This window comes from Streptomyces olivochromogenes (assembly GCF_021538895.1).
GTDB lineage: Bacteria > Actinomycetota > Actinomycetes > Streptomycetales > Streptomycetaceae > Streptomyces > Streptomyces olivochromogenes_A.
This window is the reverse complement of record NZ_JADDRL010000041.1, coordinates 36967-52969: the sequence shown is the minus strand read 5'-3', so window position 1 is coordinate 52969 and position 16003 is coordinate 36967. Positions and strand designations below refer to the sequence as shown.

The following is a 16003-nucleotide window of genomic DNA, read 5'->3' as shown; positions in this document are numbered from 1 at the left end:
CCGTGGCTCAGTCGCCGTACAGCCAGCTGTCGAAGGAGGCCTGGTCGACGAGGTCGCTCAGGCCGAGCGCCACGGGCCCCAGGACGAGCACGAGCGTGCCGAGCCGTACGAGGACCGGGGCGGCCACGGTGGGGGCACTGGTCTGGCCCGTCACGGTCCGCCAGTCACGGCAGCGCCGGACGTTGCCCATGCGTCTCATGAGCACTGCGCCCCGTCATGCCGGCACCCTAACGGGCGGCCGACGGGTCGGGCGGGGTCGGGCGGTGGGTGAAGCCGAAGAGGTATGTCACCACGAACCCCACCACGTAACCGGTGAGCAGGCCGCCCCCGTAGATGGCCGCCGTCGTCCCGGGGCTTCGGTTTCCCGCCAGCAGGGGGAACAGGGCCCAGCCCGAGGGGCCGATGGCCGTCGCTCCGACCTTGTCGCCGAGCATCGCGAAGAAGCCGACGAAGGCTCCGCCGGCCGCGCCGCCCGCGCAGGCCGTCACGAACGGGCGGCCCAGTGGCAGGGACACCCCGTAGATCAGCGGCTCGCCCACGCCCAGCAGGCCGGCCGGGAGCGCGGACCTGATCGTCGTGCGCAGGGAGACGTCGTGGCGCAGGCGGACGTACACCGCCAGCGCCGCGCCCACCTGGCCCGCGCCCGCCATGGCCAGCAGCGGGAGCAGGACCGTGTAGCCCTGCTGTTCGATGAGGGTGGTGTGGATGGGGATCAGGGCCTGGTGCAGGCCCAGCATGACGAGGGGGAGGAACAGGCCGCCGAGGACCAGTCCGGCGACGGCTCCGGTGGTGGCCAGCAGCCAGTTCGCGGCCGTGCCGATCGCCGTGGCGACCACGCCGGCCGCGTACATCAGGCCGTACAGCGTGACCAGGCCGGAGACCAGGACGGTGACGGTCGGGGTGAGCAGCACGTCCAGCGCGCCCGGCACCCGGCCCCGGCACCACTTCTCCACCCGCGTCGCCAGCAGCGCCGCCGCGAGCGCGCCCAGCACCCCGCCCTGGCCCGGGGTCAGCTGCACCCCGAACGCCGTCACCTTCGCCACGCCCGGGTACACGACCACGGCCGCCACCGCCCCGCCCAGCACCGGCGTGCCGCCGAACTCCTTCGCCGTGTTGTAGCCGACGAACACCGGGATCAGCGCCATGAACGCGGAGGCGACGGCGGCCAGGGCGGGGGTCAGCCCCGGCAGCCAGCCGGCGTTCACCAGCAGCCCGTTGACCCCGGCGAGGATGCCGCAGCCGATCAGGGCGGGGATGAGCGGCACGAAGACGGCGGCGACGCGGCGCAGGGCGGTCTTGAAGGGGGTGGCGTTGCGCCGTTGGAGCCGCTCCTTCACCTGGGCGGCGGTGTCGGTCGGTCGCTCGCCCGAGTGGGCGGCGGTGTCGACGGGCCGGGCCGCGGTGTCGGCCGGCCGCTCGCCCGACCGGTCGGCAGCCGGCACCGGCAGCTCGCCGACCCGCGCCCACACGGCCGCCGTGACCTCCGCGACCACCCCCGGCCCCAGCACCACCTGGAGGGACGACTCCCCGTCCACCACCACCCCGAGCACCCCGGGCAACCCCCGCAGCCCCTGCTCGTCCACCGCCGACGGATCGGCGATGCCCAGCCTCAGGCGGGTCATGCAGTGGGCCACGGAGGTGACGTTCGCGGGGCCGCCGACCTGGGCGAGGACGGCGGCTGCGGCGGAGGCGGGATCGTTGCGCACCCCCCGAGCGTGCGCGTCAGCCGCCCGCGACGGCCAGCGCGGCACGCAGATGACCGCCGGACTCCTCCAGAAGGCGGGTGGCCGTCGGGCCGTCGACGCCGGCCACGATGGTCAGGATCGCGTTCTTCACCTCACCGCCGGCCTCGGTGAGGGCCGTCTCGATCTCCTCGTCCGTGGCGCCGGTGGCCAGGGCGACGATCCGGCGGGAGCGGGCCCGGAGCTTGTCGTTCGAGGCGCGCACGTCGACCATCAGGTTCCCGTACGTCTTGCCCAGGCGGATCATCGTGATCGTCGACAGCATGTTCAGGACGAGCTTCTGCGCCGTGCCCGCCTTCAGCCGCGTCGAACCGGTGAGCAGCTCGGGGCCGACGACGACCTCGATGCCGTGCTCGGCGGCGGTCGCGAGCGCGCTGTCCCTGTTGCAGGCCAGGCCGACCGTCAACGCGCCCAGGGCACGGGCGTGCTCGACCGCCCCGACGGCGTACGGGGTGCGGCCGGAGGCCGAGACGCCGACCACCGTGTCGTCGGGGACGAGCTTCAGCGCGTCCAGGTCCGCGCGGGCCAGCTCCTTGGAGTCCTCCGCCCCCTCGACGGACGTCACCATCGCCTCCGGGCCGCCCGCGATCAGGCCGACGACCTGGGCGGGGTCGGTGTTGAAGGTGGGCGGGCACTCGGACGCGTCCAGCACGCCGAGCCGGCCGGCGGTGCCCGCGCCGGCGTAGACGAGACGGCCGCCGCGTGCCATGCGCTCGGCGACGGCGTCCACGGCGGCGGCGATCTGCGGGAGCCGCTCGGCCACGGCGGCCGGTACGCCCGAGTCCTCGCCGTTCATGAGCCGCGCGATGTCGAGGGTGGGCAGCCGGTCGATACCGGCGAGTTCGGGACGGAAGGCTTCGGTGGTCAGGGTCTCCAGCTCGGTGCGCAGCGAGCGGGGATCGGATGGCGAAGGCATCGGGGGCGGCTCTTTTCGGTGCAGTTCGGTGCGGTTCGTTCCCTAGGGGCGCGGTGCGCTGCGGTGGCGGTGGGCCAGCGCCTCGTACGAGGCGGCCAGGGCCGGCGCCGCCGACTCGTAGGTGCGCTGCGCGACTCCCACGAACAGGCAGTCCACGACGAGCAGCTGACTGGTCCGGGAGGACATCGCGGCGGGCCGCAGCTCGCTCTCCCGGGACGTGGACGTGGTGAGCACGTGGTCGGCGTACTGCGTCACGGGCGAGTTCGGTCGCCCGGTGACGGCCACCGTGGTGGCCCCGTGCTCGAACGCGACCCGCAGCGGCTCTATGACGTCCCCCGTCGAGCCGGAGTGCGTGATCGCGATCGCCACGTCCCCCGCCCGCAGCTGCACGGCGTTGGTGACGGCGAGATGCGGATCGCTGTGCGCGTGGGCTATCAGCCCTATGCGCAGCAGCTTCTGGGTGAGGTCCTGGGCGACCAGCCCGGACGCCCCTATCCCGTACACGTCGGTGCGCCGGGCCGTGGCGAGCGCGGTGACGGCCGCGCCCAGCTGCACGGTGTCGAGGCCGGCGGCCGTGTCGGCGAGGGTCTGCTGCTCGTCGTAGGCGAGCTTCGCGACCACGTCCGCGATGGGGTCGTCCACCGCGATGTCGGTGGTGATGGCGGGCGCGCGGCCCGACTGCTGCTGCGCGGCCAGTCCGGCCAGGGCGAGGCGCAGGTCGCGGTAGCCGGGGTAGCCCAGGAGGCGGGCGGTGCGGACGACCGTCGCCTCGCTGGTGCCGGTGAGTTCGGCCAGTCCGGTGACGGTCAGGGCGGCGCAGCCGGCCGGGTCGCTCGCGACCGCTTCGGCGACCCGCTGCATGGAGCGGGTCATGGAAGGGCCGAGCGTACGCACTTTGGCGGCGAGGGCGGCGGGGGCGGGTGGTGCGCTGCCGGGGTTGCCCGGGCTGCCGAAAATTTCCTTCACATCCTGGGTCACATATGAAAGATATTTTCGGATCGGCGCATTGGTCAAGACCGCGCACAATGGGACCATGGAGCCCATAAGTCCCCTGGAACAGGCGTTGCATGCCGCGCGCGCCCTCGTGCTGGCCGATCTGGTCGCGGGTGATGTCGCCGAGGCGGACGTGGTCTCCCTGGTCGAGGACTCCGTCGTCCAGCGGCGCTGGTGGGTCGAGCAGTGGCCGGAGGGCGCCGGCTTCGTCGCCGGGCTGATCGCTCAGGACGTGCAGGACGCGCTGCTGGAGCGGTACGGGCGCTGGCCGCTGTGCCCGGTGTGCGGCTCGGGGGACCCGCACGCCCTGGACGTCGAGCCGGAGCTCGGGCCCGACCCGCACTGGGTGTGCCACAAGGCGGGCGTGAAGGTCGCGGCCGTCGGGGCGCTGGGGCGGGCCGCGGGCGGGGCGTCGCCCTCGTGACGGTGTACATCGACCCGCCGGCCTGGCCTGGGCACGGGCGCATGTGGTCGCACCTGGTGAGCGACAAGTCGTACGAGGAACTGCATCTGTTCGCCGCCGGGCTGGGCCTGCCGCGGCGGGCCTTCGAGCGCGATCACTACGACATTCCCTCGCACCGGTACGCGGACGCGGTGGCCGCCGGGGCGGTGGAGGTCAGCAGCCGCGAGGTGGTGCGGCTGCTGCACGGCTCCGGGTTGCGCAGGCGCAAGAGACGGGTGCGGTGACCGGACGTCGGGCGGATCCGGTGACCGGACGCTACGGGCGCCGCAGTTCGTAGGCGAACTCCTCCTCCTCGCTCACCTTCTTGAACCCGGCCCGGGTGACGACCGCCTGGGAGGCCGTGTTGTCCCGCTCGACGGTCGCGAACAGCGCCTGCACGTCGTCCCGTGCCAGCGCCCAGTGGGCCAGGGCGCGCAGGGCCTCGGTCGCGTAGCCCTGGCCGCGGGCGCTCTCGACGAGGTCGTAGCCGATCTCCACCCGGCCGTCCTCGTCCGGGGCGCTGTGGAAGCCCATGCCCCCGACCGAGCGGCCGTCCTGGCGCCGGACCAGCGCGAAGACGCCGAACTCGGGCCGGTGCACGCCCGCTTCGTAGGCCTTCATCATGAACTCCGCGGCGTCCCGGGTGCCCTGGTACGGGCCGCCGTCGATCCACTCGAAGCCGCCGTCACCGCCCAGCCGCAGATCGCGGGCGGCGGCGGGGCGCAGGCCGGTCAGCACGAGGCGTTCGGTGGGGATGACCAGGTTGTTGCGCCAGCGCCACTCGGTGACCGGGGCGCGGCCGGGCAGCTCGCCGCGCCCGGTCGCCCACAGCAGGGTGGGCCAGGGCGCGGGGCCGGGCTGCACGTGCGGGAAGAGCCAGGTCAGCACGGACTCGGCGAGTTCCTCGGACGGCTCGTAGGTGATCCCCAGGGACTTGGCGATGTCGTGGGTGTGCAGCAGCACCTCGGCGATCCCCATCGCGGCGAACCCCTCGCGGTCCGCGCTGCGGAAGGGGTACGGGTGGAAGGCGCGGACGTCGCGCGGCGTCGTACGGAGGGTGGCCGCGAACAGGGCGCCCGTCGTCTCGATGACGTGCAGCAGGCCCGCGTTGTCGGTGCCCTCTTCGAGGGTGATCTCGAAGGGGACGTAGCCGTCCTGGGCGCGGCCCGCCAACTGGCCGGCGTACGCGATGAGATCCTCCGCGACATGGAACGCCGTATGCCGGCAACTCCACTCCAGCCCGGCGGCGTCGACCCCTTCCCAGTCCCGGTCCACGACCGTCCGCAGCGTCGCCACGCAGCCCGCGACGGCCTCTTCCACCTGTTCCCCGCCCAATGCACGCATGGGCCGCACCCTAGGACGCCGGATCCGCCGCGGTCGACAGCATTTCCAGCTCGGCGGCGAGGTTGTAGCGGGCGGTCGCCTCCCATTCCGCCCGGCCGTGCGCGGTGCGGAACAGCCGGGGCAGATCGAGAAGTTGACCGAGGATCGCGGCGCGGCCGGTGCGGAAGGCGTCGCTGGGGACGAAGTGGTACTCCTCGCGGACGGCCGCGGTGTAGACGGCGTACGCGGACGGCGGCGCGGCCAGGATCGCCAGGTCGGCGTCGCACAGGACCTGCCCGTCGCGGTCGTCCTCGGCCGGGTCGTGGGTGACCGTGAGCCGGACCAGCCGCGCCACCTCGGCCGCCTTGGCCTCCGGGACGCCGGCCTCGGCCAGGGCGCGCTCGGCGAGCCGGGCCGAGCGCTCCTCGTTCTCGGAGCGGTCGGGAAGGTAGACGGCGTCGTGGAACCAGGCGGCCAGGCGTACGACGTCCGGGTCGTCCGCGTGCTTCTCCAGCACGTCGACGTGGTCGAGGACCGCGGTGAGATGGGTGAGCGTGTGGTAGTGGCGCTGCGGCTCCTGCCAGCGGGCGAGCAGGTTGTCGGCGTACGGCACGGGGTCGGGCCCGCCGCCGGGACCGCGGGCTCCTTCCAGGGCTCGGGTCCAACGGGTGCGGAGGGCGTCGAGATCGGCCATGGGGTCATTCTCCCGCGCCCGTGCCGTCGGCCGCCCAGGTCCTGTCGTCGAACTGGGGGAGTGCCGGACATCGGCCTCGTGCTGGAGGTACTCGGGTCGGAGCCCGGTGCGGCGAGTGGGAATGGCGTCGCGAGGCAGACGGGACTTCGCCGGCAGGACCTGGCTCGGTCGGTATGACTGAGCTGACTGTGGACGCACACGGGCCGCGCGACCCCGAACTGCCCGGACGGCTGCCGGCCGTCGAGCGGGACGCCCTGATTCCCCTGCTGCGGGCCCGGCCCGACGCGGACTTCGCGCCGGCGGCCGCCGCGTGTCCGGGGTGGACGGTGCGGGACGTGCTCGCGCACTGTTCCGCCGCGCTGCTGCGGGTGGTGGAGAGCCGTTTCGAGAAGGGGGTGTTCTCGCCCGAGTCGAACGAGCGCGACATCGCCGAGCGGTCCGAGTGGACGAACGTGCGGGTCGTGGACGAGCTGGAGCGCGGGATGACCGAGGCCGGGCCGGTGATCGCCCGGGCGGGGGGCTGGACATGATCGTGCCGGGAAGGGGGTCCCCCCTGTTCGAGCGAAGTCGTTGGGGGAGGGTGCATGCCGGGGACGTGCGCGACACCTTCGGCGCGCCCGGAGCCCATGCCGGGGACGGGGTGCCGGACGCGCTCACCCTGCTCGCCCGGGTGACCCGCGAGAAGGGCCATCTGCCGCTGCACGCCGACCTGGACGACCGGGACGAGTCGCTGCGGCTGGGGGAGCTGAGCGGCACGCGGACTCCGGCGCGTTTCATCGGGGACACCGCCACGCTCGTCCGGCTGTACTCGGGGCGAGCGGTCGCGGGGGTGTCGTACGAACTGGTGGGGGCGGAGGCGGGGCAGATGAACATCTTCCGATGACTCCGTGTTGACCGGGGGCGATCTCGCGGGCCCGCACCTTCCCGACGTACCCTGAGATTGGACTAGACCTGTAGCCGCTCCAGGGGAACACCGACGGAAGGGGTCCTATGAGCACGCGTGCAGTCCTGGAGGTGATCGCCCTCGGCCCCGAGGACGCGGTCGCCGCCCAGGCCGGAGGCGCGGACCGCCTCGAACTGGTCACCGACATGGCGGCGGACGGACTGACCCCGTCGGTCCGGACCTTCGGCGCGATCCGGGCCGCCGTCGACATCGACCTGCGCGTGATGCTGCGGCTGGCCGACGGATTCGCCGCCGGTGACGTCGAGGGCCTGGTGCGGGCGGCCGCGGAGCTGCGCGGCGCCGGGGCCGACCAGTTCGTGCTCGGCTTCCTCGGCACGGACGGCGCGGTGGACCTGGCGGCTGTGGAACGGGTCGTCGCCGAGCTGGACGGCTGCCGCTGGACCTTCCACCGGGCCATCGACCGCGCCGCCGACCGCGACGCCCTGCGCAAGCAGCTGGCCGACCTGCCCGGACTCGACACCTACCTCACCGCGGGCTCGGCGTCCGGCGTGGACGACGGCCTGCCCACGCTGCTCGCCGAGGCGCGCCGGCGCGGCGAGCCGGGCTACGAACAGACCCTGCTCGTCGGCGGCGGACTGCGCCTCGACCACGTGCCCGCGCTCCGCGCCGCCGGCATCGACGCCCTCCACATCGGCGGCGCCGCCCGCCCGGACGGCTGGACGGGCCCGGTGTCGGCCACGGCCGTGACGCGATGGCGCCAGGAGCTCGACGCCGTCCAGGGCGACAGGCCCTAGGGTCTGTCGTCAAATTCCCGTCGTCGCCCGAAGGGCGGCCCTGCGGCGTCTGGTGCGTGCTCTCGGTGTGCCGGGCGGAAGTCCTCGTACTGGACGTACTTGGGCTTTCGCCCGGTGCGGCGAGAGTGCGTGCCGGGCGTCGCGGGGCAGACGGGAATTTGACGACAGGCCCTAGGCGAGCTGGTCCGGCAGCGGGGCCGCGTGGGTGACGATCAGGCCGGAGACCGCTCGGGTGAGGGCGACGTACAGGCGGCGCAGGCCGGTCCGCTCGTCGGGTTCGCCGTCGACGACCGCCCGCGGCTCGTCGAGGACCACGTAGTCGTACTCCAGACCCTTGGCGAGCGAGGCCGGAACCAGGGTGAGCCGGGTCTCCCGAGTCGTCTCCTCACCTGGGGCCAGGCAGCCGATCCCGGCGGCGGCGAGCGCCTCGGCGAGGGCCGGGACGCGGGCGTCGGCGGCGATCAGGCCGATCGAGCCCTCGTTGCGCAGCAACTCCCGGCAGGCGGCGACGACGTCGGCGGTGTCCGCGATCGTACGGACCTCGAAGAAGCCGGGGTTCTCACGGACCGAGGCGACCGGGGTGAGACCGGGCGCGATGTGCGGGAGGAGCCGGGAGGCGTACGTGATGACGTCCGTCGGCACACGGAAGCCGGCGGTCAGCTCCTCGATCACGCCGTCCGTCTTCCCGAGGTGGGCCAGCGCCTCGTCCCAGCTGCGGGTCGCCCACGGCGTGGTGCCCTGCGCCAGGTCGCCGAGGACGGTCGCGCTGCCGGTGGTGCAGCGGCGGCCGACCGCCCGGTACTGCATCGGCGAGAGGTCCTGCGCCTCGTCGAGCACCACGTGCCCGAGCGAGTGCGTGCGTTCGACCAGGTCGCCGACCTCGTCGATCAGCACGGCGTCCGCGGCGGACCACGGGGCGGACTTGACGCTGCGCACCGGCTTGGCCCACAGGATCGTCTTCTGCTCGTCCTCGTCGAGGATCCCCTCGGCGTGCAGGGCGAGGAAGTCCGCGTCGGTCAGCAGCCGCAGCACGAGCTTCGCGGGGTCGACGGCCGGCCAGATCGCCTTGACCGCCGCCTTGACCGCGCTGTTGCGGGCCACGGCGTCCTGCACCCGGTCGTCCGGGGCCTCGCCGGACCGCTCCATCTGGACCAGCACGGCATGCGCGATGCGCTGCGGCAGGGCCTCGCGGGCGGCGCCGTAGCGGATGTCGCGGGCGAGCAACTCCCGCACGATCTCTTCGAGTTCGTACGCCGCGACGCGCCACCGGCGAGAGCCGCGCACGACCACGACCGACTCGGTGGGCATGGTCACGTGCGAGTCGACGGCCCGCCTCAGCACCTGGGCCAGCCGGGCGTCGCCCTTGATCATCGCGGCGGCCGCGTCGTCCGTGCCGCGTACCTCCACATGGGCGACCAGGTCGTCGACCGTGGCCTGCCGCACCGCCAGCTCGCCCAGGGCCGGCAGCACCTGCTCGATGTAGTGCAGGAAGGACCGGTTCGGCCCGATGACGAGGGTGCCGGTGCGGGCCAGCCGCTCGCGGTGGGCGTACAGCAGATAGGCGACCCGGTGCAGGCCGACGGCGGTCTTCCCGGTGCCCGGACCTCCCTGCACGCACACGGTCCCCGACAGCCCGGACCGCACGATCTCGTCCTGCTCGGGCTGGATCGTGGCCACGATGTCCCGCATCGGGCCGACACGCGGACGCTCGATCTCCTGCTGGAGCAGCTTGCTGGTGGTCGCCGCCTCGGCGGGGTCGGAGAGGTGCTCGTCCTCGTACGCCGTGAGGTCGCCGCCCGTGTAACCGAAGCGGCGGCGCAGCGCGACGTCCATCGGGTCCTTCTTGGAGGCCCGGTAGAACGGCTGCGAGACCGGCGCGCGCCAGTCGATGACCATCGGGTCGCCCTCGGCGTCGTGCACATGCCGCCGCCCGATGTAGAACCGCTCGCCCTCCGCGCCCTCGGCCCGGTCGGCGCCGGGCGGGTGCAGATAGTCGAGGCGGCCGAAGAACAGCGGGGTGTCGCTGAGGTCGGCCAGCGCCTTGATGCGCTCGTTGATCTGGCGGGCGAGGACCTCGGCGTTCACCCAGTTCGCGGTGACGTCGCTGATGTCCAGCGACTCGACGTCCTCGCGCATGGCGCGGAGCGCGGAGCGGGACTCGGCGAGGTGGGAGCGTTCCCGTGCCAGGGGGTCGTCGGTGGGCGTGGACAAGGGGGTGCCTCCGTGTGGGCCTGCTGGGCGAGCGACGCGCGGACGGTCGGGTGTCCGTGGTCCGTGACTCTGGGTGCCGTCCGGTTTCCGGCCGGACGGCGGCGCTCCGGTGCGGAGGCGGGCAAGAGCGGAGATTTTAGTGAGAGCGGCGGGTGAGGGCCAATGGATTTTCATCCCCTAGGGGACCGGCCCCTCCGCCCTAGGGGGAGGGTGTCCATCCGCAGGGGTACGCGCGGGCGGCCGGGATTGGCTCCACAGACCGATGTCGGTTACACCCCGATGGAGCAACCATGGAGACATGAGCGCAGCAACCATCCACCCAGTCCCGGCCCGACCGTCCGGTGCCACAGCCGTCGAGGGCATCCCGCACCGCCGCCACCGCATGGGCGACGCCCTGCGCGCCGTCAAAGTGTTCGCGGAGGCGGCGTTCGGCGTGGTCATACTCGGCGAGTACGGCGAGGAAGCGGGCGTCCACCGCAGGTAACCGCATAGGTTCACCTCCGTGGCAAAACGGACGGTGACGCCTTCCCCCCTCTCCGCACTCTCTCCTCCCGCACCCTCTCGCCCCGCGGCATCCCTGCCCGCTCGGCCTCCTCAGCCGTCTCGGCCTTCCCTGCTCTCCCTGCCTGCTCTGCTCTGCCTGCTTCCTCTGCTGTCCCTGCTCTGTCTCGCCGTCCTCTGCGTCGTGCAGCGCGCCCCGATGGCCGACGTGCTGGTCTACCGGGCCGAGGGCGAGGCCGTGGTCCACGGCGGCGATCTCTACGGCTTCACGGTCACCGAGTGGCGGCTGCCGGCGACGTACCCGCCCTTCGCGGCGGCCCTGTTCGTGCCGACAGTCTGGATCCCCGTCCCCGTCCTGAAGGCGGCGTTCCTCGCGGGCAACGCGCTCCTGCTCGCCGGTCTCGTCACCCTGTCCGCCCGCCTCGCGGGCCGAACGCCCCGGCTCCCGCTGCTGTGTGCGGCCACCGCCCTGTCCCTGTGGCTCGAACCGGTCTTCCAGACGCTGCTGTTCGGTCAGATCAACCTGGCGGTCATCTGCCTGATCCTGTGGGACCTCACCCGACCCCCGGGCGCCCGGGGCAAGGGCACGGCCCTCGGGATCGCGGCCGGCGTCAAACTCACCCCGGCCGTCTTCGTCGTGTATCTGCTCCTGACCGGACGCGGGCGGGAGGCGGCGACGGCGACGGCGGCGTTCGGCGGCACGGTCCTGCTCGGCGCGCTGCTGCTGCCCGCGGCCAGCGTGGACTTCTGGACGCGCCGCCTCTACGAGACCGGGCGGGTGGGCAAGGCCTGGATCGTCGACAACCAGTCCTTGCAGGGCCTGGTGGCGCGGCTGTCGGGCGACCCGGCGCCGGGGCCGCTCTGGCTCGTCCCGGCGGCGGCCGTCGCGGTCACTGGGCTGTGGCTGGCGGCACGGGCCGGTGAGGAGCGGCACGGCATCCTGCTGACGGCGGTGACGGCCCTGCTCGTCTGCCCGATCAGCTGGTCCCACCACTGGGTGTGGTGCGTCCCGCTGCTCGCCGTCCTCCTCGCCGAGCACCGCGTCCGTCTCGCGGCGCTGACGGCGGCGGTGTTCACCGCCCGCACGCTGTGGCTGGTGCCGCACCAGGGGGACCTGGATCTGCGCCTGCCCTGGTGGGCCCAGCCCCTGGCATCGCCGTATCCGCTCCTGGGGCTGGTCCTGCTGGCCGTGCTGGCCCGGGCCGGTCAGGCGCCCTCCGCCAGCATCTCGTCCGCGTCCACGATCCGGTACGCGTACCCCTGCTCCGCCAGGAAGCGCTGGCGGTGGGCGGCGAAGTCCTGGTCGATCGTGTCGCGGGCGACGACGGAGTAGAAGTGCGCCTGGTGACCGTCGGCCTTGGGGCGCAGCACCCGGCCGAGGCGCTGGGCCTCCTCCTGGCGGGAGCCGAAGGTGCCCGACACCTGGATGGCCACGGTGGCCTCCGGCAGGTCGATGGAGAAGTTGGCGACCTTGGAGACGACGAGGACGCTGATCTCGCCCTCCCGGAAGGCGTCGAAGAGCTTCTCGCGCTGCGCGTTGGAGGTCTCGCCCTTGATGACGGGCGCGTTCAGGTGCTCGCCCAGTTCGTCGAGCTGGTCGATGTACTGGCCGATGACGAGGATCTGCTGCCCGGCGAAGCGCCGGACCAGGGCCTCGGTGACCTTGCGCTTGGTCGCGGTGGTCGCGCAGAAGCGGTACTTCTCCTCCGTTTCGGCGGTCGCGTAGGCGAGCCGCTCGGAGTCGGTGAGATTGACCCGCACCTCCACACAGTCCGCGGGCGCGATGTACCCCTGCGCCTCGATCTCCTTCCAGGGCGCGTCGAACCGCTTGGGGCCGATGAGGGAGAACACGTCCGACTCCCGGCCGTCCTCGCGCACCAGCGTCGCCGTCAGACCGAGGCGGCGGCGCGCCTGGAGGTCGGCGGTGAACTTGAAGACGGGGGCGGGCAGCAGGTGCACCTCGTCGTAGACGATGAGCCCCCAGTCACGCGAGTCGAACAGCTCCAGGTGGGGATAGATCCCCTTCCGCTTGGTCGTCAGCACCTGGTAGGTGGCGATGGTGACCGGCCGGATCTCCTTCCGCGTTCCGCTGTACTCGCCGATCTCGTCCTCGGTCAGCGAGGTCCGCTTCACCAGCTCGTGCTTCCACTGCCGGGCGGAGACGGTGTTGGTGACGAGGATCAGGGTGGTGGACTTGGCCTGGGCCATGGACCCGGCGCCGACCAGCGTCTTGCCGGCGCCGCAGGGCAGCACGACGACACCGCTCCCGCCGTGCCAGAAGTTCTCCACGGCCTGCTTCTGGTAGGCGCGCAGCGCCCATCCGTCCTCGCGCAGCTCGATGGGATGGGCCTCGCCGTCCACGTATCCCGCGAGGTCCTCGGCGGGCCAGCCCAGCTTGAGCAGCGTCTGCTTGATCTGTCCGCGCTCGGAGGGGTGCACGGCCACGCTGTCCGGGTCGATCCGGGCGCCGACGAGCGGGATGACCCGCTTGGAGCGCAGGATCTCTTCGAGGACCGGCCGGTCGGTGGTGGTCAGGACCAGCCCGTGGGCCGGGTGCTTGGTGAGGGTCAGCCGCCCGTACCGGTCCATGGTCTCGGCGATGTCGACGAGCAGCGCGTGCGGCACGGGGTAGCGGCTGTACTGCACGAGCGCGTCCACGACCTGCTCGGCGTCGTGCCCCGCGGCCCGCGCGTTCCACAGGCCCAGCGGGGTGACCCGGTAGGTGTGGATGTGCTCCGGCGCCCGCTCCAGCTCGGCGAACGGCGCGATGGCACGACGGCAGTCGTCGGCCTGCTCGTGGTCGACTTCGAGGAGCAGGGTCTTGTCGGACTGGACGATCAGCGGACCATTCACGCGCGGCTGCCTTTCCCAGATGGCTCTGTACGGCCAAACGTCCAGTGTGCCCTACCGGCCGCCGATCACGGTCAGTCGTCCGCCAGCTCCGCCACCCCGGTGATCCGGTGCAGCGGATACGTCCGCACCTCGTCCGCCGTGTGGTCGTACGCCGTGACGAAACCGCCCTCGACGCGGATCGGGGCGATCACGCGCTGGCTGGCGGCGCCCTCGGCGTTGACGTACCCGATCCACAGGGCCTCGCCGGTCAGGACGGCGGCCTGCACGGTGGCCAGGGTCTCGGCCGAGCTGGTGCGGGGCAGGTCGCCGCTGGTGCCGGCCGGCTCGCCGGAGGCCGCGGCTGCGGGTTTGCGCGGGGCCGTCGCGGCCAGGTCGCCCGCGCGGATCGCGCGGATCGCGGCCGACAGGAGGGTGGCGTCGGGGGTCGGCGGGCCGTCCGGCACCGGTTCGGGAGCCGTGCGGGGCGGGGTGCGGTGGGCGAGGGCGCGGGTGATCAGGACGTCGCCCTCCGCCGATTCGGCGGCCGGTGCGTAACCCATGGCGCGCAGGCCGTCGAGGAGCGCCGTCGGGTCGGCCTGGGCGGCCAGCACGGTCGGTGCCAGGCGTCGCAGGCCCAGGGCCGATCCCCGTTTGTCGGCCAGGATCTCGTTCAGGAGGGTGTCGTCGTCGCAGCGGACGTAGGCCGAGGCCGCGCCCACCCGCAGATGGCCGTGCTTACGGGCCACGTCGTCGATCAGGTACGCCAGCGGCTGCGGGACCGGGGTGCGGGAGTGGGCGCCGAGGAAGTCGTGCAGGTCGGAGGCGGCGCGGCCGGCGTCCAGGGCGCGCCGTACGGAGGCCGGGGTGAAGCGGTAGACCGTCGCGCCACCCTTGGACTCCACGTCCGCGAGGACGCTCAGCATGTCGGCCAGCGGCCGCTGGAGCGGGCCCGGGGCCACCGCCGTCAGGTCCGCCTGGAGCAGCACATGGTCCAGGGGCTCGGGCAGCAGCGGCGCGAGCAGCCGGGCGGCCGCGGTGGAGGCCACCGCCTGCTCGGGCGGGGAGAGGGGTTCGCGGGGCAGGGACGGGCGGTGGTGGTGCACGGGGAGCTTGTCGCCGGGGCCGGACGGCTCCGACTCCTTCGGCGCCTTCACCACGGGCGTCCCGAGCAGGGCGCGTCCTTGCGCGGACAGCGCCCCGCGTCCGGTCACACCCAGCAGCTCGGCCTCGGACAGCGTCCACCGGGCGAGGCGGGAGCGCAGGTCGTCCTCGCGCTGCGGGACGCGCAGCGGCCGCTCCCAGCGGAGCCGGGCCAGGACCGACTCGGCGGCCGGGGCGGCGCCCTCCGGCAGCCCGGCCAGCAGGGTCAGTACGCGGTGCCGTACCTCGGGCGCGGCCGAGCGGTCGAGGCCCGGGCCCAGCGCGGACAGCGCGCGGTCCTTCGCGTCCCGCCCGCCGATCAGCCCCGATGTCCGGGTGGCCGTCAGCCAGGTCTCCGCGAGCCGCGCCCAGCGCTCGGCGGCGGGCCGCTCCAGCCACTCGTCGTAGGCCGGGGTGGCGGCGTACCGCTCGTCGGCGTCGCCGTCCGAGGCCAGCAGGCCGGCCGCGTAGGCGAGCTCGACCCAGAAGGCGGCCACCGGTTCGGGCACGTCGAGCGCGACGGCGGTCCGCTTCAGGTCCCGCACGCTCAGCCCGCCGGCGCGCAGCACCGTCGGTCCGCCCTCGTCCCAGTCCTTCAGCAGATCCTCGATGGTCGCGAGGGCCGTGTACGCCTGCCCGGCCGCCGTCGCGTCCACCATCGCGGGCCGGTGGGTCGCGGTCGCCTCGACGACGGGCGGCACGGCCTCCGGTTCGCGGTGGGCGTGGCCGCCGCGCAGGTGCAGTGCCACTTCCCGGGGCAGGACGACCGTGCCGGGCGCCGTCGGCAGCAGCAGGCCGCGGTCGAGCAGCCAGCGCAGATGGGCGGCCGGGTCGGGGGTGACCTGGCCGTACGGGGGTCCCCACACGAGCCGGGCGAGGACCGCGCGCGATTCCTCGGGCGCCTCGTCGAGCAGCGCGGCCATCCGCTCGCGGTCCGAGAAGAGGGCGGCGAGCGCGGTGACGGCGGAGACCGAGTCGTGGGTCGTGGGCAGCCCGGCGGTGGTGACGATCTCCTGGATCCGCCCCGGGGACATCCCCGCGGTGGCCTCCTGCACGGTCGGGCCGAGCCCCGTCGGCGACGGGTGCTGCGGCGACGGCGCGAGCAGCTCGCGGGCCGTGCGCACCAGCCGCAGCCGGTCCTCGCCGCCCCAGACCAGGGCCTGCTCGCGCAGGGTGGCCAGGGCGCGCGGCAGGGCGGCGGCGACGGCCGGATCCCGCGCGTCGCCCGCCATCAGGGCGAGCAGGTCGTCGTACGTCGCCGGGTCCGCCGCCACCGCCAGCGCCTCCGCGGTCTGCAGCGCGAAGCGGTCCAGACGCTCCAGCGCGCGCAGGACCGAGGCGCGCGTCCCCGCACGGGTGGCGAGCTGCGTGAGGTCGGTCGGCACGGGCGTGATGAGGTCGGGGCGGCTGCGCAGGAGCGCGGCCAGGGAGTCGTCGTCCCTGACGCGGAGCGCCTCCGCGAGGGAGCGGGGCGCCGGGCGGTCCTCGGTGCTCATCTCGCCTACGTTACC

The 16003-nt window shown here is 73.6% G+C and carries 13 protein-coding genes and 2 pseudogenes; 6 read left to right on the top strand and 9 right to left on the bottom strand.

From position 1 onward, the window contains the following. Window positions 1–7: 7 nt before the first annotated feature. The 4 genes from IPZ69_RS21760 to IPZ69_RS21745 are packed head-to-tail and all read right to left on the bottom strand — an operon-like array spanning window position 8 to window position 3636. Window positions 8–199, bottom strand: a complete 192-nt coding sequence (locus IPZ69_RS21760; protein ID WP_235455893.1) for a DUF6336 family protein — start codon at window positions 197–199, stop codon at window positions 8–10. Window positions 200–227: 28 nt separating this feature from the next. Beyond that, complete coding sequence (locus IPZ69_RS21755; protein ID WP_235455892.1) at window positions 228–1706, bottom strand: PTS transporter subunit EIIC; 1479 nt, start codon at window positions 1704–1706, stop codon at window positions 228–230. Window positions 1707–1722: 16 nt separating this feature from the next. Next, on the bottom strand, window positions 1723–2658 hold the full coding sequence (murQ, locus tag IPZ69_RS21750; RefSeq protein WP_235455891.1) for an N-acetylmuramic acid 6-phosphate etherase: 936 nt from the start codon (window positions 2656–2658) through the stop codon (window positions 1723–1725). Between the two features lie 42 nt (window positions 2659–2700). Next, complete coding sequence (locus tag IPZ69_RS21745) at window positions 2701–3636, bottom strand: MurR/RpiR family transcriptional regulator (protein WP_235455890.1); 936 nt, start codon at window positions 3634–3636, stop codon at window positions 2701–2703. Window positions 3637–3691: 55 nt separating this feature from the next. Here IPZ69_RS21745 and IPZ69_RS21740 point away from each other — a divergent pair, with 55 nt between their 5' ends. Together IPZ69_RS21740 and IPZ69_RS21735 are read left to right on the top strand one after the other, a co-directional pair. Continuing rightward, window positions 3692–4075 (top strand): hypothetical protein, encoded by a 384-nt coding sequence (locus IPZ69_RS21740; protein WP_235455889.1) that lies wholly within the window; start codon window positions 3692–3694, stop codon window positions 4073–4075. After that, window positions 4072–4338 (top strand): DUF4031 domain-containing protein, encoded by a 267-nt coding sequence (locus IPZ69_RS21735; protein WP_235455888.1) that lies wholly within the window; start codon window positions 4072–4074, stop codon window positions 4336–4338. The genes IPZ69_RS21740 and IPZ69_RS21735 overlap by 4 nt, the downstream gene beginning before the upstream one ends. A 31-nt stretch (window positions 4339–4369) precedes the next feature. Here IPZ69_RS21735 and IPZ69_RS21730 read toward each other — a convergent pair whose 3' ends face one another. Next, window positions 4370–5437 carry a GNAT family N-acetyltransferase gene (locus IPZ69_RS21730; RefSeq protein WP_235455887.1) on the bottom strand — a complete coding sequence of 356 codons (1068 nt, stop codon included), beginning with the start codon at window positions 5435–5437 and terminating at the stop codon, window positions 4370–4372. 10 nt (window positions 5438–5447) lie between these two features. Continuing rightward, window positions 5448–6110: an HD domain-containing protein gene (locus IPZ69_RS21725; RefSeq protein ID WP_235455886.1), complete on the bottom strand. Its 663-nt coding sequence runs from the start codon at window positions 6108–6110 to the stop codon at window positions 5448–5450. Between the two features lie 173 nt (window positions 6111–6283). On the opposite strand from IPZ69_RS21725, the pseudogene IPZ69_RS21720 reads away from it, so the two are divergent. Next, window positions 6284–6993: pseudogene (locus IPZ69_RS21720) on the top strand (maleylpyruvate isomerase family mycothiol-dependent enzyme). 107 nt (window positions 6994–7100) lie between these two features. Beyond that, window positions 7101–7808: a copper homeostasis protein CutC gene (locus IPZ69_RS21715; RefSeq protein WP_235455885.1), complete on the top strand. Its 708-nt coding sequence runs from the start codon at window positions 7101–7103 to the stop codon at window positions 7806–7808. 171 nt (window positions 7809–7979) lie between these two features. Here the strand turns inward: IPZ69_RS21715 and IPZ69_RS21710 are convergent, their stop codons facing one another. Beyond that, the gene (locus tag IPZ69_RS21710; protein WP_235455884.1) at window positions 7980–10019 is read right to left on the bottom strand and encodes a HelD family protein; all 2040 of its coding nucleotides are present in this window, start codon (window positions 10017–10019) and stop codon (window positions 7980–7982) included. 298 nt (window positions 10020–10317) lie between these two features. Here IPZ69_RS21710 and IPZ69_RS21705 point away from each other — a divergent pair, with 298 nt between their 5' ends. Then, on the top strand, window positions 10318–10503 hold the full coding sequence (locus IPZ69_RS21705; protein ID WP_235455883.1) for a hypothetical protein: 186 nt from the start codon (window positions 10318–10320) through the stop codon (window positions 10501–10503). Between the two features lie 201 nt (window positions 10504–10704). Then, window positions 10705–11724 (top strand): annotated as a pseudogene (locus IPZ69_RS21700) (glycosyltransferase 87 family protein); the annotation flags it as partial. Between the two features lie 2 nt (window positions 11725–11726). On the opposite strand, the gene IPZ69_RS21695 reads toward IPZ69_RS21700, so the two are convergent. Continuing rightward, a complete protein-coding gene (locus IPZ69_RS21695) occupies window positions 11727–13373 on the bottom strand; it encodes a DNA repair helicase XPB (protein WP_308407529.1) in 1647 nt (548 codons plus the stop codon). A 71-nt stretch (window positions 13374–13444) separates the two neighbouring features. After that, window positions 13445–15988 (bottom strand): helicase C-terminal domain-containing protein, encoded by a 2544-nt coding sequence (locus IPZ69_RS21690; protein WP_235455882.1) that lies wholly within the window; start codon window positions 15986–15988, stop codon window positions 13445–13447. Window positions 15989–16003 lie beyond the last annotated feature (15 nt).